Consider the following 19,438-nt stretch of genomic DNA (forward strand, 5'->3'; position numbering starts at 1 on the left):
GCTCCGGGCGCCGGGGCGCCCGGCCGCTCACTGGGTCGCGGTGTGCAGCAGCGTGTGCAGGCGGGCGAGCAGGTCGGCGTCGCCGGACCGCGCCGGTGCCCCGCCGCGGCGCCACAGCCAGCGCAGGACGTCCGACGGCTCGCCGGAGACCGCCGCCGCCGATCGGGTGTCGGCGTCGGCCTCGGTGACCACGACGCCGGTCGGCGCGAGCTGCACCGCCCAGCCGCGGCCGGCGGTCTGGACGAGCACGGTGCGGCCGTCGGCCTCGCGCAGGTCGGCACCGAACTCCGCGGCGTACGCCAGGCTGCCGAAGGCCAGGAACCGCCGCAGCACCTCGTCGATGCCGTCCACCGCCAGCGGCGTGCTGATCGGCGGCAGCGGCGCCCCGGCCGCGAAGCCGGCGTCCAGCCGGTGGATGACCGTCTCGTGGGTCATCCGGCGCAGCCAGAAGCCCACGGTCATGTCCGGCGGGTACCAGGTGTAGGCGGGGTCGCTGATGCCGCGGTTCTCGAACTCGGCGCACAGGGCGGCGTACCCGCGGTCGAGCAGCTCCACCGGCGGCGCGGCGCCGCCGTCGGGCTCCCAGACCGCGGCCTCGCCGTCGCGCATACAGGCGACCTTGTGCTGGTACACGTTGCCGACGTGGGTGACGAGGTCCGCCAGCGTCCACTCGGGACAGGTGGGGACCGGGGTCTCCGGGGGCACCGCCTCGGCCACGGCGCGCAGCCGCGCGTACTCGACCGCCAGGCCCTCGCGGAAGGCGCCCGCGCCGATGAGTGCGTCCATGCCCCCCACCTCAGCACACCCGGCGGGTCCGTGGCGGGATTTGGGCCCGGGAGGGCGCCGCGTACCGGTCATCCGCGGCCGGTACCGGCGTGGCGCCGCGCCGACACCCGGGCGGGCACCTCGGGCGCGGCGCGGGCGTCCAGTGAGGAAGAAGTCAGCAGTCGGGCGAGGGGACCACCGAGAGGCGGGGCAGCGGCGCGAACCGGAAGGCCAGCCGCTCACCCGTCCGGTGCAGCTTCCAGGCCAGCGCCACCAGCGCGACCGCCAGCGAACCGACCCCGCCGATCCAGATCGAGGCCCCGGGGCCGACGTGCTCGGCGATCCAGCCGACCAGCGGCGCGCCGATCGGGGTGGTACCCAGGAAGACCAGGACGTACAGGGCCATCACCCGCCCGCGGTACCGGGGATCGGTGCCCATCTGCACCCGCTGGTTGGCGGCCTGCCCGAACAGCACCATGAAGAACCCGGTCGGGACCAGCAGCGCCGAGGCCGCCAGGAAGGTCGGGGCGAGCCCGACGGCGATCTCCAGCGCCCCGAAGCCGGCCGCGGCGCCGGCCACGACGTACACCGAGGGGCGGGCCCGCCGCCCGCCGCTGACCAGCGCCCCGACCAGGGCACCGGCGGCGAGCGCCGTGGTCAGCAGCCCGAAGGCGGCCGGCCCGGTGTGGAAGGTGGTCTTGGCTAGCGCGGCCAGGGTGACGGTGAAGTTGAGGCCGATCAGGCCGACGACGCTCATCAGCGCGATCGGCACCAGCAGGTCGGGCCGGCTGCGCACGTACCGCAGGCCGTCGCGGATCCGGGCCGGCCCGCCGGGGCGGGTGGCGTCGCGGTACAGGTCGGCGGTCCGCATCCGCAGGAACGTCGCCACCGGCGCCACGGCGAGCGCGGCGCTGAGGACGAAGGTGGGGCCGATGTCGATGGTGGCCAGGGCCAGGCCGGCGAGCGCGGGGCCGAGGATGCGGGCCGAGTTGAAGGTGGCCGCGGACAGCGACAGCGCGTTGGGCAGCAGCGTCGCCCCGACGAGTTCGGAGACGAAGGACTGCCGGATCGGCGTCTCGATGGCGGCGGCGACACCCATGGCGGCGGCGAACACGTACACGTGCCACAGCGTCACCGCACCGCTGGCCACGAGGACGGCGAACAGGACCGCGAGGACCGCCCAGGCGGCGTTGGCGGCGATCAGCAGACGCCGCTTGTCGTACCGGTCGGCCAGCCGCCCCCCGTACAGGGTGAGCAGCAGGACCGGGATGAACTGGAGCGCGGTGACGAGGCCCAGCGCCGTCGCGGAGTCGCCGGAGAGCTGGAGGACCAGCCAGTCCTGGGCGGTGAACATCGCCCACACGCCGAGCAGCTTGACGAGCTGCCCGGTGGCGAACAGCCGGTAGTTCCTGACCTGAAGTGATTGGACCGCGCTGGCCAGTCTGCTGCGCACTCGTATACGCCCCCTCGGTACGTCCGTGGTGGAACCGGTCCACCGGCCGGGACGGGGCGTCGGCGGTCAGTCGCGGGCCACCCGGCGCAGGATCGCCGCGGCGGCGCCCAGCGTCTCCCGCTCGCCCTCGGTCAGCTCGACCAGCCGGCCGGTCAGCCACTCGTCCCGGACCTGCGCGAACCGCGCGTACACCGCCCGACCCTCGGCGGTGGCGGCGATGATCGCCTGCCGGCCGTCGGTCGGGTGGGGCCGGCGTTCGACCAGGTCGCGCTCCGCGAGCCGGGCGATGATCTTCGTCATCGTCGGCGGGCGGACGCGCTCCTGGTCGGCCAGCTCTCCGGGGGTGAGGGTGCCGGCCAGCTCCAGGCTGGTCAGCGCCGACAACTGGGCGACGGTGAGGTCGCCGACCGGGCGGGCCTGGCGGACCCGCCGGTTGAGCCTGGTGATCGCGTCCCGCAGTGCGACCGCCAACTCGCGTGGGTCGACCGTGCCGCGCTCCGCCATCGCCGTACGCTCCGTCTCTGTCCAGGACAGTAATCGTTTGCCAAGCTAACTACCACCCGTTTATGGGACCGGTCACTATGGGGCCGGCAACTGGCCGCCGTAACCTGGGGTCATGGTCGAGGACACCGGGGGACGCGGCGGCACGGACCGGGACACGCCCGGCCCGCGGGCGGCCGTCCCCGCCGGCCGGCCGGCCGCGGGGGACGGCGCCGGCCCGGGCGCGGCCCGCGGGCGCCTGCCCGCGCTGGACCCGCCGATGGTGCCGGTGGCGGTCGCCGGTCTGGTGGCCTTCGGCGGGACCGGGCTCACGCTACTGCTGTTCCGGGACTGGCTGGAAGCCCACGGGCACGGCGACTGGCTGTGGATCTGCCTCGCCGGGTTCCTGCTGGGCCTGCCGGGGCTGGCCCTGATGGTGCGCCACGACCGCCGCCGGACCGGCTGACCTCAGCCGTGCCCGTACGGCTCGGCCGGCTCGTCGTCGGCGACCGAGCCCGCCGCCCGGCTCACCTCCACCGACTCCAGCTCGCCGTCGTCGTACACCGTCGGCAGCTCCTCCACCGGCGCCGGCTGCTCGACCAGCACCTCCGAGTGGGCGCCGCAGCCGTGGTCGACGCTCACCACGCGGCCGTCGTCCGGGGCGTACACGTTGCCGCACGCCCCGAACGTGGGGCGCAGCGCGCCGGCCAGCGGCAGGTAGAAGCCGCAGCCGCCGCAGCGGGCCGTGCGCGGGGCGGCCACCGCGATCGGCGCCTGCGGCCCGTGGTCACCGTCGTACCACCGCTGCGCCGCCTCGTCGCGGCCCAGCCGCGACATCACCCGCACCCGGCCCAGGCCCAGCTCCCAGCGGATGTCCTCGACCGCCGGGTCGTCGGCGAGCTGGTACGCCGGGGCGAGCCGGTCGTCGTCGGCCGAGGTCGGCAGGAGGTCGCCGACGCCGAGGTCGCCGGGTTGCAGGCGCTCGCGCCACGGCACCCACGCCGGGGCGCGCAGCGCGCCGTCGCCGGGCAGCAGGACCGTCTCGCAGACCGTCACGGTGCGGCTGCGCGGGACGCGCGCGACGGTGACCGCCCACCGCCAGCCGACGTAGCCGTCCAGCTTGCACCCGAAGTAGTGGGTCGCGGCCCGCTCGCCCTCGGCGACCGCGCCGAGGTGCCCGCCGACGTCGTCCGCCGCCGCCTCGGTGATCGCCGCGCGCGCCAGATCGACCGCCCCGGCGCACGCGGAGTCGAGGCGGGGCCGGGTCGCGGAGGTGGGCCGGGCGGCGGCAGTCCTGGTCACGAACGCCATTCTTCCGCATCGCACCCGCCGCGCGCTGCCGGACTCCCCGCCCGGCGGCGTGGCCGGTACGGCGGGGCGCGCGGGGGTAGGCCAGGATGGGCTCATGCCGGTCCTCCGCGCTGTCTCGTTCGTCCTCGGCGGGGTGCTCCGCCTGCTGCTCGGTACCGCCGTCCGGGCAGGTCGGGCCCAGGCCGCCCGCCCCGGTCCGGCGCCGGACCCGCTGCGCCCGCTGCGCCGCGTGCACGCGGCGGCCTGTGCCGCGGACGTCCTCATCGTGCTCGGCGCGCTGCGGCTCCTGCTCGCCCCGGCCCGCGCGGACCTGCGCACCGGCGGCGCGCTCGCCGCGCTGGCGGCGGGCGCGGTCCTGGCCGCGGCGGGGTACGGCGCGCTCCGGTACGGACACCGGCTGGCCGGCGGGGCGCGGTACGTGCCCGTGGCGGCCCTCGCCGGGCGGGCCGGCCTCGCCTGGTGGCTGGCGCAGACCCCGCCGGGCGCCACCTGGTACGCCGTGGCCGGCGGGCTGCTGGCGCTGAGCCTGGCACAGCGCACCGCGCTCGCCGCGGTGATCGGCGCGGTCGCCGCGCCCGGCGGCGGCCCCGCCCCCGGACCGGGTCGCCCCGGACCCGGCCCGGCGGACCTGGTACGCGCGCGGGTCCGGCTGGCGGGCGTGGTGGCGGGCATCGCCGCCGCGCCGGTCGGCCTGGTCGTGCTGGCGATCGGGCCGCGGTGGCCGACGCAGCTCGCCTTCGTGGTGCTGGCGCTGGCCCTCGTCCCCGCCCTGCGCCTGCCCGCCCCCGCCGCGGGTCCCGGCCCGGAACCCGCCGCCGGGACCACCGTCGGTCCGCGTGCCGGCGCCGGCACTCCCGCAGGCCCGGGCGACCGCCGCACCGCCGCGGCGGTGCCGTGGCCCGCGGTCGGGGCCGCGGCGGGCTGGCTGCTGGCCACCGTCGGCCTGGTCGTACCGCTGACCCTGCGCGCCTTCGCCGGCGGCGCGCCCGGCAACGGGCCACTCGTCGCCGGGGGCGCCGCCGTGGCCGTCGGCGCGCTGGCCGGCACGGCGGCGGGCCGCTGGCGCCACCCGTACCGCTGGCTGCCGCCGGCCCTGCTGGTCGCGGCCGGGGGGTTGGCCGGGCTCGCGCTGACCCGGCCCGCGGCGCTCGCGCTGCTGTGCCTGCTGGCCACCGCGGCGCAGGCGCTGCTGGCCGCCCACGCCGACCGGGCCGCCGAGCCGGGGGTGGGGGCGGTGGCGGTGCGGACGGCGGCGGTCCCGTTCGGACTGGCCGGCGGGCTGCTGGCGACGCCGACCGTCGCCGTGGCGGCGGCGGCGCTGACGGCGCTGGCGGGCGCGGCGGCGCTCACCTGGGCGGCGCTGCCGACCCGGACCCGCCGCGCACCCGCCGACGGGGCGGACGGCAGCGCGGACCGGGCCACGCGCGACCGCGCCGACCGGGCGCCGGGCGGCCGCGCCCCCCAGGTGCCGCACGACCGGGCGCCCGGTGGCGCCGAAGGGGTGCCGCAGCCGCGGGACGCCGGGACCGGCCCCGAGCGGCGCCCCGCCCCCGCCGAACCGCGGCCGGGGTACCACCTCTACCGGCCCTCCTCGCGGGCCACCGACCCGACCGAGGGAGAGCCGTGACCGTCCTCATCGTCACCGCCGTCCCGCAGGAGGCCGACGCGCTGCGCGCGGGCCTGCCCGCGGGCGCGGCCGTCGACCTGCACGCCGTCGGGATCGGCCCGGCGGCGGCCGCCGCCGGCACCGCGCGCCTGGTCGCCCTGGCCGAGGGGCGGGGGCGGCCGTACGCGCTGGTGGTCAACGCCGGCATCGCGGGCGGGGTGCCCGGCCGCGCCGCGATGGGCGCGACGGTGCTCGGCAGCCGGTCGGTCGCCGCCTGGCTGGGCGCGGAGACGCCGGCCGGGTTCCAGCCGCTGGAGGAGATCGGGTTCGGCGCGGTGACGCGCGTCGACGCCGCGCCGGGGCCGTTGGCCGCGCTCGCGGCCGCACTGCCCGGGGCGCTGGTCGGGGAGATCCTCACGGTGACGACGGTGACGGGTACCGCCGCGAGCACGGCCGCCCTGCGCGCGACCTACCCCGAGATGCTCGCCGAGGCGATGGAGGGCTTCGGCGCGGCGGTGGCGGCGGCCGCGGCGGACCTGCCGTTCGTCGAGCTGCGCACGGTCTCCAACGACATCGGCCCGCTGGACCGCGCCGCCTGGCGCCTCCCGGCCGCCTTCGCCGCGCTGGGCGCCGCGGCCCCCGCCCTCGCCGCGCTGCCGGCCGCCGCCCGCTGACCCGCACCCGCGGTGCCCGGGCCGCCCGCGGCGGCGGCGGGGTCCGTACGGTGGGCGGGTGAGTCTGTCGCTGGCGATCTCGCCCTGCCCGAACGACACGTTCGTGTTCCACGCGCTCGTGCACGGGCAGGTGCCGGGGGCGCCGCCGGTCCAGGTGACGTACGCCGACGTCGACGTCACCAACACCGCGGCGGCCGGCGGCGCCTTCGACCTGGTGAAGGTCAGCTACGCCGCCCTGCCCTGGCTGATGGACGACTACCACCTGCTGCCGTGCGGCGGGGCGCTCGGCCGCGGCTGCGGACCGCTGCTGCTGGCCCGCGGCGACACGCTGGACCTGGCCGGCGCCGCGGTGGCGGTACCGGGCGACCGGACGACGGCGTACCTGCTCATGCGCCTGTGGGCCGGCGCGCGGCAACCGGCGCGGATCGAGGTGGTGCCGTTCCACGAGATCATGCCGGGGGTGGCCGCGGGGCGGTACGACGCCGGGCTGGTGATCCACGAGGCGCGCTTCACCTACCCGGAGCACGGGCTGACCGCCGTCGTCGACCTCGGCGCCTGGTGGGAGGAGGACACGGGACTCCCCATCCCGCTCGGCGCGATCCTCGCCCGCCGCGGCGCCGTGGACCCGGCGGCGGCGGCCGGCTGGGTGGCCGAGTCGGTACGGCGGGCGTGGGCCGACCCGGGGGCCTGCCGCGCCTATGTGCGCGCCCACGCCCAGGAGCTGGCTCCCGGGGTGGTGGACGCGCACATCGCGCTGTACGTCAACGCGTTCACCGCCGCGCTGGGCGAGCCCGGGTACGCCGCCGCCGAGGCGCTGCTGCACCGGGCGGCCGCCGCCGGCCTGACCCCGCCGGCCCCCCGCCTGCGCTGAGGAGGTCCGCGCAGGCGGGTGCCGCGGGCGGCCTCAGACCTCCAGCTCGCGGGCGACGTGGTGGACGACCTGGGCGATCTTCTGGAGTGACCTGCGGTCGGGGAAGCGGCCGCGGCGCAGGTCCGGCTGGACCTTGGCCTCCAGGACCTTGATCATGTCTTCGATGACGCCGTGCAGCTCGTCCGGCGACCGGCGGCGCAGCTCGGCCACCGACGGCGGGGCGTCGACCAGCGTGACGCCCAGCGCCTGGTTGCCGCGGCGGCTCTCCACGAGGCCGAACTCGACCTTCTGCCCGCTCCTGACTTCGGTCACGCCGTTCGGCAGCGAGCCCTTGGGGAGGAAGACGTCCCCGCCCTCGTCACTCGTGACGAACCCGTAGCCCTTCTCCGCGTCGTACCACTTCACTCGACCCGTCGGCACCGCTGACCTCGACTTCGGCGTAGGAAATGCTGGCATCGTGCAGGATCGGCCGACCGGATCGCGCCGGACAACCGGACACCAAGGCTAACCTCGGGCGAGCCAGGCCGGCAGTGCCCCCAGTCCGTCCAGGACCGCCGCCGCGCCCGCCCCGGTCAGTGCCGCCGCGTCGTGCGACCCGGTGGTGACCCCGACCCCGGGCACCCCCGCCGCCCGTGCGCTGGCCATGTCGGCCGGGTGGTCGCCGACGTACACCTCGACGCCCTGCGCCCGGATCGCCGCCGTCTTGCCGGGGCCGAACCGGTCCCCCACCACCGCGTCCGCGGCCAGACCGAGGTGCGCCAGGTGCAGGGCCGCCAGCCCGGCGCGCTTGGCGGTGACGACCACGACCCGCCCGCCCGCGCCCCGGACCGCCGCGAGCGCCTCGGCCGCCCCGGGCATGGCGGGGCTGATGTCGACGGCGTGGTGCGGGTACAGCGCGCGGTAGCGGTCCACCGCCGCGGGCACCTCGTCGGCAGGGAACCACGCCGCCATCTCGTCGGCGAGCGGCGGGCCGAGCCGGCCGCACACCAGCGCCACGTCGATCGCCACGCCGGTCTCGGCGGCGAGCCGGCGCCAGACGGCGGCGATCCCCGGGCGCGAGTCCACGAGCGTGAGGTCGAGGTCGAAGCCCACCACTGCCGCCACGCCGGCCACCCTAGCCAGGCGCCGGGCGCCCGGCCACCCCGGTCGCAGGTAGCGTGGGAGGACCATGTCCCTGGCCGACGTCCTGCGCACCCTCGACGACGCCGGGCTGGCCGCGCTGCTGCGCCGCCGGCCCGACCTCGTCGTGCCCGTACCCACCGACCTCGCCGCCCTGGCGGCCCGGGCGCAGACCCGGCACAGCACCGCGCGGGCGCTGGACACCCTCGACGAGTTCACCCTGCGGGTGCTGGACGCGGTCCGGCTGGCCCGCGACGCCGACGGGGTGGCGCGCGCGGCGGCGATCGCCGAGTACACCGCGCCCGCCGCCGCGCCCGCCGCCGCGGCGCTCGCCACCCTGCGCGCCGGCTACCTGGTCTACGGGCCGCCGGACACCCTGCGGGTCGCCGGGGGCGTGGACGAGGTCTGCGGCCCGTACCCCGCCGGGCTGGGGCGGCCGGCCGTCCAGCTCAGCGCCGCGGCCGCCACCCTGGCGGCCGACCCGGCGCGCCTGCGCCGCGCGGTCCTGGCGGCGCCGCCGCCGGCCCGGGCGGTCCTGGAGCGGCTGGCCGCCGGCCCGCCGGTGGGCACGGTGTCGGCCGCCGCCGACAACGGTCGCCCCGAGCGGCGCTCCGGCGGCCGGCGCGGCCGGGAGAGCGGGCCGGACCCGGACAGCCCCGTCGTCTGGCTGGTCGACGCCCACCTGCTGGCGCCGACCGGCGTTCCGGCCGGCGCGGGCGACCCCGCCCGGTACGAGTCGGTGGAGCTGCCGCGCGAGGTCGGCCTGCTGCTGCGCCGCGACACCGGCGCGCTCGGCCCGCTGCGGCCGACGCCGCCGCCGGTCGGGCCGACGCGCGAGCAGGGGCAGGCGGACGCGGCCGGCGCCGGCCAGGCGATGGAGGCGGTCCGGCAGGCCGACGCGCTGCTGGCCGCCCTCGCCGCCGAGCAGGTCGTCCTGCTGCGCACCGGCGGCGTCGGGGTCCAGCCGCTGCGCCGGCTGGCCCGCGCCGCGGGCGTGGACGAGCCGACGGCCGCCCTGCTGCTGGAGGTGTGCGCCGCCGCCGGGCTGGTGGCCGAGGTGGAGTCGCAGTCGGTACCGGGGCTGCTGCCGACCCCGCGCTACGACACGTGGCGGGTCAGCCCGCTGGCCGCCCGCTGGTCGGCGCTCGCCGACGCGTGGTGGGTGATGCCCCGGCAGCCCGGCCTCGTGGGCTCCCGGGACGACCGGGACCGGCCGGTCAACGCCCTGGCGGCCGAGGTGGAGCGGTCCGGGGCGCCGGTGGTCCGGCGGGCGGTGCTGGCCGCGCTGGCCGCACTCGGCGACGGCGCCGCCCCCGGCGACGAGGCGCTGGTGGACCACGCCGCCTGGCGGTGGCCGCGGCGGGTGCTGGGCCGCGAGGCGGCCGCCCGGCAGGCGGCGGCGGAGGCGGCCCGGCTGGGGGTGACCGGGCGGGGGGCGCTCACGTCGTACGGCCGGCTCCTGCTCACGCCGGTCGAGCCGGCCGACGAGGACCCGCTCGGCGTCCGCGGCGCGGCCGCGGCGCTGGACCCGCTGGCCGTCGCGCTGGACCCGCTGCTGCCGGCGCCCGTCGACCACGTCCTGCTCCAGGCCGACCTGACCGTCGTCGTACCCGGTCCGCCGGAGCCGACCCTGGCGGCGGAGTTGGAGCTGGCCGCCGACCACGAGTCCGGCGGCGGCGCCGACGTGTACCGGGTCACCGAGGCCAGCGTCCGCCGGGCGCTGGACGCCGGGTACACCACCGACGACCTGCACGGCCTGTTCGGCCGGCGCTCCCGCACGCCGGTGCCCCAGACCCTCACGTACCTCGTCGACGACCTGGGCCGGCGGCACGGCGGACTGCGGGCGGGCAGCGCGGCGGCGTACCTGCGCAGCGACGACGAGGCCCTGCTCGCCGAGGCGGCCGCCGACCGGCGACTCGCGCCGCTGGCGCTGCGGCGGCTGGCGGCGACCGTGCTGGTGAGCCCGTTCCCGCAGGCCCGCCTGGTGCAGGCGCTGCGCGACGCCGGCTACGCGCCGGTGCCCGAGGACGCCGCGGGCGCGGCGGTGCTGGCCAGCCCGCGGACCCGCCGCGCGCCCGGCGGCGCCGCCCCGCGCCGGCCGGTCAACCCCGCCGTGCCGGCGCTGACCGACGTCCGGCTGGCCGGGATCGTGGACCAGTTGCGCCGCGGCGAGGCCCGCGCCTCGACGATCCGCCGGGCGCCGGCCGCGCTGCGCGCCGCGCAGGGCCAGGTGGACAGCGGCCCGGCCGCGGTCCAGTCGCACACGGAGGCGATCGCGGTCCTCCAGCAGGCGGTGCGGGACCGCCGGCCGGTGTGGGTGGGGTACGTCGACCCGCACGGGGCGACGCTGTCGCGGCTGCTGCTGCCGGTGTCGCTGGCGGCGGGCTACCTGCGCGCCGAGGACGAACGCACCGAGACGCTGCACACCTTCGCGCTGCACCGGATCACGGCCGCCGTACCGGCCTGACCTGGCCGTCCGCGCGACTGGGAGGAACGCGGCCGCCGTGGGAGACTGGCATGTTGCCGTCAGGGAGGGGTGCCGGGTGAGCGGTGGACCGCTGATCGTCCAGTCGGACAAGACGCTGCTGCTGGAGGTCGACCATCCCGACGCGGCGGCCTGCCGCGCGGCCATCGCGCCGTTCGCGGAGCTGGAGCGCTCGCCCGAGCACGTGCACACGTACCGGCTGACGCCGCTGGGCCTGTGGAACGCCCGGGCCGCCGGCCACGACGCGGAGGCGGTCGTGGACGCGCTGCTGCGCTGGTCGCGGTACCCGGTGCCGCACGGCCTGCTGGTCGACGTCGCCGAGACGATGGACCGGTACGGCCGCCTGACGCTGCGCAACGACCCCGTGCACGGGCTGGTGCTGCACGGCTCCGACCTGGCGGTGCTCACCGAGGTCAGCCGCGCCAAGAAGCTCGCCGGGATGTTCGGCGCCCGGCTCGGCGACGACACCCTCGCCGTCCACCCGAGCGAGCGCGGCCGGCTCAAGCAGGCGCTGCTGAAGCTGGGCTGGCCGGCGGAGGACCAGGCCGGCTACGTCGACGGGGAGGCGCACCCGATCGCGCTGGACCCCGACGGCTGGGAGCTGCGGCGGTACCAGGCGGAGGCGGTGGAGCACTTCTGGCTGGGCGGCTCGGGCGTGGTGGTGCTGCCCTGCGGCGCCGGCAAGACCCTGGTCGGGGCGGCGGCGATGGCCCGGGCGGAGGCGACCACGCTGATCCTGGTCACCAACACCGTCGCCGGCCGGCAGTGGAAGCGCGAACTGGTGGCCCGGACGACGCTGACCGAGGACGAGATCGGCGAGTACAGCGGCGAGCGCAAGGAGATCCGGCCGGTCACCATCGCCACGTACCAGGTGCTCACGGCCCGGCGCGGCGGCGTCTTCACCCACCTGGACCTGTTCGGCGCCCGAGACTGGGGGCTGGTCGTCTACGACGAGGTGCACCTGCTGCCGGCGCCGATCTTCCGGTTCACCGCCGACCTCCAGGCGCGCCGCCGGCTGGGGCTGACCGCGACGCTGGTGCGCGAGGACGGCCGCGAGGGCGACGTGTTCTCGCTGATCGGCCCGAAGCGGTACGACGCGCCGTGGAAGGACGTCGAGGCGCAGGGCTGGATCGCGCCGGCCGACTGCACCGAGGTGCGGGTGACGCTGACCGACGCGGAGCGGATGGCGTACGCGACCGCGGAGGCCGAGGACCGGTACCGGCTGGCGGCCACCGCCCGCACGAAGCTGCCGGTGGTCCGCGCCCTGCGCGACCGGCACGCCGCCGACCAGGTCCTGGTCATCGGCGCGTACCTGGAGCAGTTGGCGCAGCTCGGCGAGTTCCTCGACGCCCCGGTGGTGCAGGGCTCGACGACGAACAAGGAGCGGGAGCGGCTGTTCGACGCGTTCCGGCGGGGCGAGCTGACGACGCTGGTGCTCTCCCGGGTCGGCAACTTCTCGATCGACCTGCCCGAGGCGGCCGTGGCGATCCAGGTGTCGGGGACCTTCGGCTCCCGGCAGGAGGAGGCCCAGCGCCTCGGCCGGGTGCTGCGGCCCAAGGCCGACGGCCGCCAGGCGCACTTCTACAGCGTGGTCGCCCGGGACACCCTCGACGTGGAGTACGCGGCGCACCGGCAGCGGTTCCTGGCGGAGCAGGGGTACGCCTACACGATCGTCGACGGGGACGACGTGCTCGGCCCACCCCTGCCTACCAGCGAGTGATCAGCAGTCTTCGAGCAGGTACTTCAGGCCGAGGTCCTCGACGGTGAACGAGTCGCCGCCCTTGGCCGGGTCCAGCTTGAGGCCCAGGTCCACGGTGTAGCGGTAGGTCCTGGCGCAGCCGCTGCTGCGCTGCTCCAGGTCGGCGCTCTTGATCCACGCGCCGGTCCCGCCGGTGATCGCCTGGCTGAACTCCACGCGGTCCTTCTCGTGCCCGGCGAGGCCCCGGGCCACGCCGGTGGAGCCGGCCTCGACGACCCGCCGGCCGCCGATCGTCGCGGCGCTGACCGTGTACCTCCGCTTCTTCGGCGCCGTGAGGTCGAGCGTGAGCACGCAGGTCACGGCCGGGCTGGCCGCGTTCGCCTGGAGACCCTTGATGGCGAACCGGGTCTGCTGGAAGTCCGGGGTCATGGAGACGGCGTCCCTGGCGCAGCCCGTGCCCGTCGCGCTGACGAGGTCGACCTTCAGCGACCCGTCCGCCCGGGCCGGGGCGGCGGGCAGGGTGCCGGCCAGCAGCAGGCCACCGGCCACGGTCAGCACGCGCGCCGTCGTTCCACTCACTCGCATCTGGATTCCTCTCGATGTCACGTGATGGCAAACGCGGGCAATCATTCATGACGTCGTGGGGGATGTCGATGCTACGCGAGAGTAGAAATTGGATATCGGCACCATCCGAAATGAACCGCGAACGTGGCGTGTCTACCAGAAACGGCAATTCCGCCAATTCAGCCGGAGGGTGGTGCCCGCCGCGTCGGCGTCCGTGGAGTCGACAGCCAGGAACGATGTGGACTCGTCCGAACCCCGGCCCCGGAGTGTGATGGACGAGTCGATATGGAGTGGCCGGTCCTCGGCGCAGCGCGACCAACGCAGGTCCGCGGCGTTGTCCTGCCACACGCCCGAAGTACCGGCGGCGAATCGCTTCTCGGCCTCGTAGACCGAGCGCCCGCGCGCATACCGGTAGTCCGCGGCGAAGGTACCGCGGACATGGGCGCCGATATCAGCGAAACCGCGCTGCTGTACCGCGGTGACCGCGTACTGGCTGCCCCGGGGCGACCGGACCCGCACCGTGACGCGGCAGTCCTTGCGGGCCTTGCGCTGACCGGCGGCCAGCTCGACCGAGTAGTCGCCGTAGGTGACGGTCAGCGCGGTGTTGTCGGCGGAGAGGGTGACCGCGGCGGTGTCGGGGGCGCAGCCCGAGCCGGTGATCCGGTCCACCACGATGCCGTACGCCGGGGGCGGCGGCGGGGCCGGCGCGGCCACGCCGGGCGGGGGCTGGAGGTGGTGCCTCGGCGGGCCCGCCGAGGCGGGTGCGCCGGCGGCCAGCAGGGCCGCCGTGGCGCCCAGTGCGCCCGCGGCGCGGGTACCGAACTGCATGTCTGTTCTCCCTCAGTAAGGACGGAAGAACAGTTCGTAACAGCGTCGGCGGCCCGGCCGGATCGGCCGCGGATGCCCGGCCCGCAGCCGGCGGGACCTCCCCAAATGCCGGCGGACCGGGCACGCGGCGGGGCAGCGCCGGAAAACCGGCGGGCACCTAAGGGGCACCGCGCCGGTATACCGGAAAATGCGACAGCGGGCGGAAGGCCCGTTACCTCAGCACTTCTCCCAGCGCAGCCGGAGGGTGGTGCTGGCGGCGTCGACGTCGGTCGAGTCGATCGTCAGCGAGCTGCCGGCGGCCTGATCGCCCTTGCCCTTGATGATCAGGTCGGTGTCGACCTTGAAGGGCTTGTGGGCGTCGCACGGCGACCACTCCGCCGCGGCCGGCGTGTTGTCCTGCCAGGCGCCGACGGTCGGGCCGAAGTCCCTGGTGACCGTGTACAGCGGGTTCTTGCCCGGGTAGTTGTACACCGCGGTGAAGGTGCCCGTGGCGCCCTGGGCGATGTCGGCGTATCCGCGCTGCTGTATTCCGGTGACGGTGTACCGGTTGCCCTTCGGGGCCTTGACACGCAGCGTCAGGCGGCACTCCTTGCGGGCGTCCTTGGCCTTCCGGCCCAGTTCGGCCACGAACCCGGAATAGATGATCGTCAGCGCCATATTGTCGTTCGACAGGACGGCGTCGGTGTCCTTCTTCCGGCACCCCGAACCGTGCAGGTTCTGCACCTCGATGCCGAATCCCGGTCCGGGACGGGCACTCGCCGACGCGCCGGCCGCGGCCACACCGGTCAGCAGCGTGGCGATGACGCCGGTCGCCGTCACGGTTGTACGCAGTCTCATGCTCGTCCCCTCCCCAGGGCGACCCGCTCCCCGGATCGACGGTCATTGGTAGCACGGTCTATCGACCGGAGTAAATCCGCGAACGGCTCGCCCACCCTGCCGGAACAGCCCGGTCCGCGCGGCGGCGGCCCGCATATCGCCGGAACGGGCACGCCCGGTCACAGAACACGCGCATACGTGGAATCCGGCGCCCGCGGCAACGGTAATTCCGCCGGCTCAGCCGGTCGGCACCGACGGGCCGGCAGCCAGCAGCGGCGCCCACAGGTCGCCCGCGGCGGCGCGCGCGAGCGCCTCGGCCGGCGACGCCATCCGCGCCGGGGCGGCGCCGTCGGCGAGCGCCCGGACCTCATCCCACGTCAGCGGCGTCGACACCGTCGGCGACGGGCCACCCCGCAGGGAGTACGGGGCCACGGTCGTCTTGGCCGCGTTGTTCTGGCTCCAGTCCAGGAACACCTTCCCCGTCCGCAGCCGCCTGGCCATCGTGGCAGTGACCTCGGCCGGCCGCTCCCGCGCGAGCCGCTGCGCGATCCGCCGCACGTACCCCGACACGACCTCCGCCGACTGCCGGCCCGACACGGCCGCGGCGAGCTGCATCCCCTTGCGCCCGGAGGTCTTCGGCAGCGGGGCGAGGCCGTCGGCGGCCATCAGGTCGGCGACGGCCAGGGCGGTCCGCGCGCAGTCGGGGAGGCCGGCCGGCGGCCCGGGGTCCAGGTCGACGACGAGCAGGTCGGGGTCGGCGCCGATCCGCCACTGCGGGGTGTGCAGCTCGATGGCGGCGAGGTTGGCCAGCCAGACCAGCGTCGGCAGGTCGTCGGCGACGACGTAGTCCAGCGTCTCCCGCCCACGACTGGAGCCCGGTACCGGCAGGGTGTGCGTCCGCACCCACGCGGGCGTCGCGGCCGGCGCGTTCTTCTCGAAGAACGACCCCGCGGCCACCCCGTCGGGGTACCGGATCCGGGTCAGCGCCCGGTCGGCCAGGTGCGGCAGCAGGACCGGCGCCACCGCGGTGTAGTAGTGGATCACCTCACCCTTGGTGAAGCCGGCCTCCGGGTAGAGCACCTTGTCCAGGTTCGACAGCTCCAGCTCCCGGCCCTCGACCGTCACCCGCACCCGCGGGCCGCCGGCCGGGCTCACCCCGCCTCCCCCGCGGCCAGGTCGGCCGGGGTCCGGTCCGGGCGGCGGCGCAGGAAGCAGGGGAAGCGCAGGCGCCCGTCCGGGGTGCGGTGCGCGTAGCGGACCTCCACCACCACCGACGGCACCGCCCACCGGGCCCCCCGGGCGTCGGCGGCCGGCAGGTCCGCGAACGGGTCGGCCCCGCCGGGGACGAGGTGGGCCAGCAGGTCCCGCTCGGCGGCGGCGCTGATCCCGCCCCCGCAGCGGCCCCGGTAGCTCAGGCCGCCGGCGCCCGGGGCGCCGAGCAGCAGCGCGCCGATGCGCCGGGCGCCGGGGCGCCAGCCGCCGACGACGAAGTCGTCCGAGGTGTGCCACTTGAGCTTGACCCAGTCGCCGGTGCGGCCGCCCGGCCGGTACGGCGCGTCCCGCCGCTTGGCCACCAGCCCCTCCAGCCCGTGCGCGCGGGCGGCCGCGGCGGTGGCCGCGCCGTCGCCGAAGGACGGCGGCGCCACCCAGTGCGGCCCGGCCGGGGCCAGTGCGTCCAGCAGCGCGCGCCGGGCGTCGTAGGGGCGCCCGGACACGTCCTCGCCTGCCAGCCGCGGCACGTCGAAGATCATGTACGTGACGGGCCGGGTGGCGGCCAGCGCCGCCGCCCGGGCGGGGTCGCGCACGTGCATCCGCTCGGCCAGCGCCACGAAGCTCGGCACGCCCGCGGTGTCCAGGGCCACCACCTCCCCGTCCAGGACGGTGTCCGGCGGCAGCGCGGCGGCCAGCGGCGCCAGCTCCGGGTACGCCGCGGTGATCTCCGCGCCGCCGCGGGCGTACAGGCGCAGCCGCCCCTCGGCGGCGTGGGCGATGGCCCGCACGCCGTCCCACTTGAACTCGTACGCCCACTGCGCGCCTACCGGCATAGACCCGGTAGTGGCCAGCATCGGACGAAACGGACCCCCGGACACCCTGATCATGCTAGACATCGGGGACGGGTGGCGACGGGTTCTCGGTGAGGGGTGCGCCATGCGCGCTGTCTGGAAGGGTGCGGTCTCGTTCGGGCTGGTCTCGATCGGGGTGAAGCTCTACTCCGCCACCGAGGAGAAGGACATCCGCTTCCACCAGGTGCACGCCGCCGACGGCGGCCGGATCCGGTACAAAAGGACCTGCCAGGTGTGCGGCGCGGAGGTCTCGTACGACGAGATCGCCAAGGGGTACGACGCCGGTGGCGGCGAGCTGGTCATCCTCACCGACGACGACTTCGCCGACCTGCCGCTGAGCACGTCCCGGGCGATCGACGTCCTCCAGTTCGTACCGGCCGACCAGGTCGACCCGATCCTGTACGCCAAGGCGTACTACCTGGAGCCCGAGGGCGCCGCCGCCAAGCCGTACGTGCTGCTGCGCGAGGCGCTGCTGGACTCCGAGCGGGTCGCGATCGTGAAGGTGGCGCTGCGCCAGCGCGAGCAGTTGGCCACGCTGCGGGTCCGCGAGGGCGTGCTGGTGCTGAACACGATGCTGTGGCCCGACGAGGTGCGCAGCCCGGCGTTCGGCTTCCTGGACGAGGACCTCCGGGTCCGGCCGCAGGAGCTGGCGATGGCCTCGTCGCTGGTGGACTCGATGGTCGGCGAGTTCGCCCCGGCCGAGTACACCGACGACTACCGCGCGGCGCTCCAGGAGGTCATCGACGCCAAGCTGGCCGGCCGGGAGGTCGTCCAGGCCGAGGAGCCCGAGGCTGCCCCGGCGCCCGCCATCGACCTCATGGCGGCGCTGCGGGCGTCGGTCGAGCGGGCCCAGGCCGCCCGCGGCGAGGAGCCCGGCCGCGCGCCCCACCCGCGCGCCGGTGCGAAGACCGGGCCGCAGAAGGCCGGGGCGAAGAAGGCCGGGGTGAAGGCCAGCCACCTGCGCGTGGCCGATCCCCCGGCCGAGCCGGCGAAGAAGGCCGGCGCCGCGAAGGCGGCCAAGAAGACCGCGGCGGGGACGGCGAAGGCGACCAAGCCGGCGAAGAAGGCCGCCCGCCCGCGCAAGACCGCCTGAGCCCCGCCGGCCGACCCGGCTAGGGCGAGGCGGCGGGGTCCGGGCCGCGCAGCTCCTCGTCGGGCATCAGCAGCGTCAGGACCAGCGCCACCGCGGCGACGGCGGCGGCGACCGCGAACACCGTCTGGAGCGACTCCGCGAAGGCGGACCGGACCAGCTCACGCAGCGGGTCCGGCAGCGCGCGGATCGCCGCCGGGTCGCCCACCGGCAGCTCCCGCAGCCCCGCGCGCGCGTCGCCGGGCAGCGCCGCCGCCGACGCGGCCAGGCGCGCGGCCAGCTCCGCGCCGAGCCGCCCGGCCAGCACCGCGCCGAGGACGGCGACGCCGAAGGCCCCGCCCAGCGTGCGGAAGAACGTCGCCGCGGAGGTGCCGGCGCCCAGGTCCGCGCGGGGCACCGCGTTCTGCACCGCGAGGATCAGCGCCTGCATACACAGCCCCGTACCCACGCCGACGACCGTCATCGCCGTCCCGGCGGCGGCCGGCGGCGACGCGCCGTCCAGCCGCGCGCACAGCGCCAGCCCGGCCGCCATCGCCGCCGACCCGGCCACCGGGAACCACTTGTACCGCCCCACCCGGCTGATCCACCGCCCCGACAGCACGGACGCCACGATCACGCCGGCCATCATCGGCAGCATCAGCAGCCCGCTGCGGGCCGGCGGCACCCCCTGGACGACCTGGAGGTACAGCGGCAGGTACACGACCGCGCCGAGCATCACCACGCCGAAGGCGCACCCGGCGGCCACACCGAGCGCGAACGTCCGCCGCCGGAACAGCGCCGGCGGCAGGATCGGCTCGGCCGCCCGGCGCTCCTGCCGCAGGAAGAGCGCGCCCAGCGCCAGGCCCGCCAGCAGCAGCCCCAGAATCGGCGGCGAGCCCCAGGCGTACGCGTCGCCGCCCCAGCTCGACGCCAGCAGCAGGCAGCTCACGCCGCCGACCAGCAGCGCCGCCCCGGCCCAGTCGACCCGGCGCGGGCGCGGGGTGAACGGCACCAGCCGCAGCACCCGGTGGCAGACGACCATGGCCGCGACGCCCAGCGGCAGGTTCACGTAGAAGATCCAGCGCCAGTCGTGCGCCGCGAACCACCCGCCCAGCAGCGGCCCGGCGATCGAGGACAGCCCGAACACCGCCCCGAAGAACCCCTGGTACCGGCCCCGGTCCCGCGGCGGCACCACGTCGGAGACCACCGTGAAGGCCAGCGTCATCAACCCGCCCGCGCCCAGCCCCTGCACCCCGCGGGTCACGATCAACTGGGTCATGTCCTGCGCCGCGCCGGCCAGCAGCGACCCCACCAGGAACGTGCCGATCGCGAACAGGAACACCGGCCGCCGGCCGTACAGGTCGGACACCTTGCCGTACAGCGGCGTCGAGGCCGTCGAGGCGAGCAGGTACGCGGTCACCACCCACGAGTAGTGCGCCATGCCGCCGAGCTGGCCGACGATGGTCGGCAGGGCCGTACCCACGATCGTCTGGTCCAGGGCCGCCAGCAGCATCCCCAGCATGAGGCCGGTCATGAGCAGGAGGATCTGGCGGTGGCTGAGGGCCGTCCGGGGCGGGTGCGGGGCGACCGCGGTCATGGCACGTCCGTTCGTCGGGCGGGGCGGCCGCCAACGAT

19 protein-coding genes are annotated in these 19,438 nt (G+C 76.7%); 7 read left to right on the top strand and 12 right to left on the bottom strand.

Annotated elements, in window-relative coordinates; genetic code table 11:
• Window positions 1-27 precede the first annotated feature (27 nt).
• From IEY75_RS05355 to IEY75_RS05365, 3 genes are all read right to left on the bottom strand, one after another.
• Entirely contained in the window at window positions 28-786 is a 759-nt protein-coding gene (locus tag IEY75_RS05355) for a maleylpyruvate isomerase family mycothiol-dependent enzyme (protein ID WP_189113082.1), read from the bottom strand.
• 154 nt (window positions 787-940) lie between these two features.
• Window positions 941-2,218, bottom strand: a complete 1,278-nt coding sequence (locus IEY75_RS05360; protein ID WP_189113083.1) for an MFS transporter — start codon at window positions 2,216-2,218, stop codon at window positions 941-943.
• A 66-nt stretch (window positions 2,219-2,284) separates the two neighbouring features.
• Window positions 2,285-2,722, bottom strand: coding sequence for a MarR family winged helix-turn-helix transcriptional regulator (locus tag IEY75_RS05365; RefSeq protein WP_189113084.1), 438 nt, complete (start codon window positions 2,720-2,722; stop codon window positions 2,285-2,287).
• A gap of 256 nt (window positions 2,723-2,978) precedes the next feature.
• Between IEY75_RS05365 and IEY75_RS20775 the strand changes: the two genes are divergently transcribed.
• Window positions 2,979-3,164: a DUF2530 domain-containing protein gene (locus tag IEY75_RS20775; protein ID WP_229789411.1), complete on the top strand. Its 186-nt coding sequence runs from the start codon at window positions 2,979-2,981 to the stop codon at window positions 3,162-3,164.
• Window positions 3,165-3,166: 2 nt separating this feature from the next.
• Here the strand turns inward: IEY75_RS20775 and IEY75_RS05375 are convergent, their stop codons facing one another.
• Window positions 3,167-4,009 carry a DUF3027 domain-containing protein gene (locus tag IEY75_RS05375; protein ID WP_189113086.1) on the bottom strand — a complete coding sequence of 281 codons (843 nt, stop codon included), beginning with the start codon at window positions 4,007-4,009 and terminating at the stop codon, window positions 3,167-3,169.
• 94 nt (window positions 4,010-4,103) lie between these two features.
• Here IEY75_RS05375 and IEY75_RS05380 point away from each other — a divergent pair, with 94 nt between their 5' ends.
• The 3 genes from IEY75_RS05380 to IEY75_RS05390 are packed head-to-tail and all read left to right on the top strand — an operon-like array spanning window position 4,104 to window position 7,160.
• Window positions 4,104-5,636, top strand: a complete 1,533-nt coding sequence (locus IEY75_RS05380; RefSeq protein WP_189113087.1) for a hypothetical protein — start codon at window positions 4,104-4,106, stop codon at window positions 5,634-5,636.
• A complete protein-coding gene (locus IEY75_RS05385; RefSeq protein WP_189113088.1) occupies window positions 5,633-6,289 on the top strand; it encodes a futalosine hydrolase in 657 nt (218 codons plus the stop codon). The genes IEY75_RS05380 and IEY75_RS05385 overlap by 4 nt, the downstream gene beginning before the upstream one ends.
• A gap of 58 nt (window positions 6,290-6,347) precedes the next feature.
• Entirely contained in the window at window positions 6,348-7,160 is an 813-nt protein-coding gene (locus IEY75_RS05390) for a 1,4-dihydroxy-6-naphtoate synthase (protein WP_189113089.1), read from the top strand.
• Between the two features lie 33 nt (window positions 7,161-7,193).
• Here IEY75_RS05390 and IEY75_RS05395 read toward each other — a convergent pair whose 3' ends face one another.
• Both IEY75_RS05395 and IEY75_RS05400 read right to left on the bottom strand, forming a co-directional pair.
• Complete coding sequence (locus IEY75_RS05395; protein ID WP_189113090.1) at window positions 7,194-7,580, bottom strand: cold-shock protein; 387 nt, start codon at window positions 7,578-7,580, stop codon at window positions 7,194-7,196.
• Between the two features lie 84 nt (window positions 7,581-7,664).
• Window positions 7,665-8,264: an HAD family hydrolase gene (locus IEY75_RS05400; protein ID WP_229789372.1), complete on the bottom strand. Its 600-nt coding sequence runs from the start codon at window positions 8,262-8,264 to the stop codon at window positions 7,665-7,667.
• Between the two features lie 64 nt (window positions 8,265-8,328).
• Here IEY75_RS05400 and IEY75_RS05405 point away from each other — a divergent pair, with 64 nt between their 5' ends.
• Together IEY75_RS05405 and IEY75_RS05410 are read left to right on the top strand one after the other, a co-directional pair.
• The gene (locus tag IEY75_RS05405) at window positions 8,329-10,746 is read left to right on the top strand and encodes a helicase-associated domain-containing protein (RefSeq protein ID WP_189113092.1); all 2,418 of its coding nucleotides are present in this window, start codon (window positions 8,329-8,331) and stop codon (window positions 10,744-10,746) included.
• 76 nt (window positions 10,747-10,822) lie between these two features.
• On the top strand, window positions 10,823-12,484 hold the full coding sequence (locus IEY75_RS05410; protein WP_189113093.1) for a DNA repair helicase XPB: 1,662 nt from the start codon (window positions 10,823-10,825) through the stop codon (window positions 12,482-12,484).
• On the opposite strand, the gene IEY75_RS05415 is transcribed toward IEY75_RS05410, so the two are convergent.
• The 5 genes from IEY75_RS05415 to ligD (IEY75_RS05435) form a co-directional block, all read right to left on the bottom strand.
• The gene (locus IEY75_RS05415; RefSeq protein WP_189113094.1) at window positions 12,485-13,048 is read right to left on the bottom strand and encodes a DUF4360 domain-containing protein; all 564 of its coding nucleotides are present in this window, start codon (window positions 13,046-13,048) and stop codon (window positions 12,485-12,487) included.
• 132 nt (window positions 13,049-13,180) lie between these two features.
• A complete protein-coding gene (locus tag IEY75_RS05420; protein WP_189113095.1) occupies window positions 13,181-13,855 on the bottom strand; it encodes a DUF4360 domain-containing protein in 675 nt (224 codons plus the stop codon).
• 216 nt (window positions 13,856-14,071) lie between these two features.
• Window positions 14,072-14,692 (bottom strand): DUF4360 domain-containing protein, encoded by a 621-nt coding sequence (locus IEY75_RS05425; RefSeq protein ID WP_189113096.1) that lies wholly within the window; start codon window positions 14,690-14,692, stop codon window positions 14,072-14,074.
• A gap of 216 nt (window positions 14,693-14,908) precedes the next feature.
• Entirely contained in the window at window positions 14,909-15,826 is a 918-nt protein-coding gene (ligD, locus tag IEY75_RS05430; protein ID WP_189113097.1) for a non-homologous end-joining DNA ligase, read from the bottom strand.
• Window positions 15,823-16,761 (bottom strand): non-homologous end-joining DNA ligase, encoded by a 939-nt coding sequence (ligD, locus tag IEY75_RS05435; RefSeq protein ID WP_189113098.1) that lies wholly within the window; start codon window positions 16,759-16,761, stop codon window positions 15,823-15,825. Before ligD (IEY75_RS05435) ends, ligD (IEY75_RS05430) begins: the two co-directional genes overlap by 4 nt.
• Window positions 16,762-16,819: 58 nt before the next feature.
• Here ligD (IEY75_RS05435) and ku point away from each other — a divergent pair, with 58 nt between their 5' ends.
• Complete coding sequence (gene ku, locus IEY75_RS05440) at window positions 16,820-17,827, top strand: non-homologous end joining protein Ku (protein WP_189113099.1); 1,008 nt, start codon at window positions 16,820-16,822, stop codon at window positions 17,825-17,827.
• Between the two features lie 19 nt (window positions 17,828-17,846).
• On the opposite strand, the gene IEY75_RS05445 is transcribed toward ku, so the two are convergent.
• Entirely contained in the window at window positions 17,847-19,400 is a 1,554-nt protein-coding gene (locus IEY75_RS05445) for an MDR family MFS transporter (RefSeq protein WP_189113100.1), read from the bottom strand.
• Between the last annotated feature and the right edge of the window lie 38 nt (window positions 19,401-19,438).

Origin of the sequence: Pilimelia terevasa (assembly GCF_014647915.1) — a bacterium.
In the GTDB taxonomy this organism is placed as follows: Bacteria; Actinomycetota; Actinomycetes; order Mycobacteriales; family Micromonosporaceae; genus Pilimelia; species Pilimelia terevasa.

Excerpts from the sequence above, each read along its gene's own strand:
- IEY75_RS05355 (WP_189113082.1), bottom strand. The coding sequence starts at position 786 with ATGGACGCACTCATCGGCGCGGGCGCCTTCCGCGAGGGCCTGGCGGTC.
- IEY75_RS05365 (WP_189113084.1), bottom strand. The coding sequence starts at position 2,722 with ATGGCGGAGCGCGGCACGGTCGACCCACGCGAGTTGGCGGTCGCACTG.
- IEY75_RS20775 (WP_229789411.1), top strand. The coding sequence starts at position 2,979 with ATGGTGCCGGTGGCGGTCGCCGGTCTGGTGGCCTTCGGCGGGACCGGG.
- IEY75_RS05375 (WP_189113086.1), bottom strand. The coding sequence starts at position 4,009 with ATGGCGTTCGTGACCAGGACTGCCGCCGCCCGGCCCACCTCCGCGACC.
- IEY75_RS05380 (WP_189113087.1), top strand. The coding sequence starts at position 4,104 with ATGCCGGTCCTCCGCGCTGTCTCGTTCGTCCTCGGCGGGGTGCTCCGC.
- IEY75_RS05405 (WP_189113092.1), top strand. The coding sequence starts at position 8,329 with ATGTCCCTGGCCGACGTCCTGCGCACCCTCGACGACGCCGGGCTGGCC.
- IEY75_RS05415 (WP_189113094.1), bottom strand. The coding sequence starts at position 13,048 with ATGCGAGTGAGTGGAACGACGGCGCGCGTGCTGACCGTGGCCGGTGGC.
- IEY75_RS05420 (WP_189113095.1), bottom strand. The coding sequence starts at position 13,855 with ATGCAGTTCGGTACCCGCGCCGCGGGCGCACTGGGCGCCACGGCGGCC.
- IEY75_RS05425 (WP_189113096.1), bottom strand. The coding sequence starts at position 14,692 with ATGAGACTGCGTACAACCGTGACGGCGACCGGCGTCATCGCCACGCTG.
- ku (WP_189113099.1), top strand. The coding sequence starts at position 16,820 with ATGCGCGCTGTCTGGAAGGGTGCGGTCTCGTTCGGGCTGGTCTCGATC.
- IEY75_RS05445 (WP_189113100.1), bottom strand. The coding sequence starts at position 19,400 with ATGACCGCGGTCGCCCCGCACCCGCCCCGGACGGCCCTCAGCCACCGC.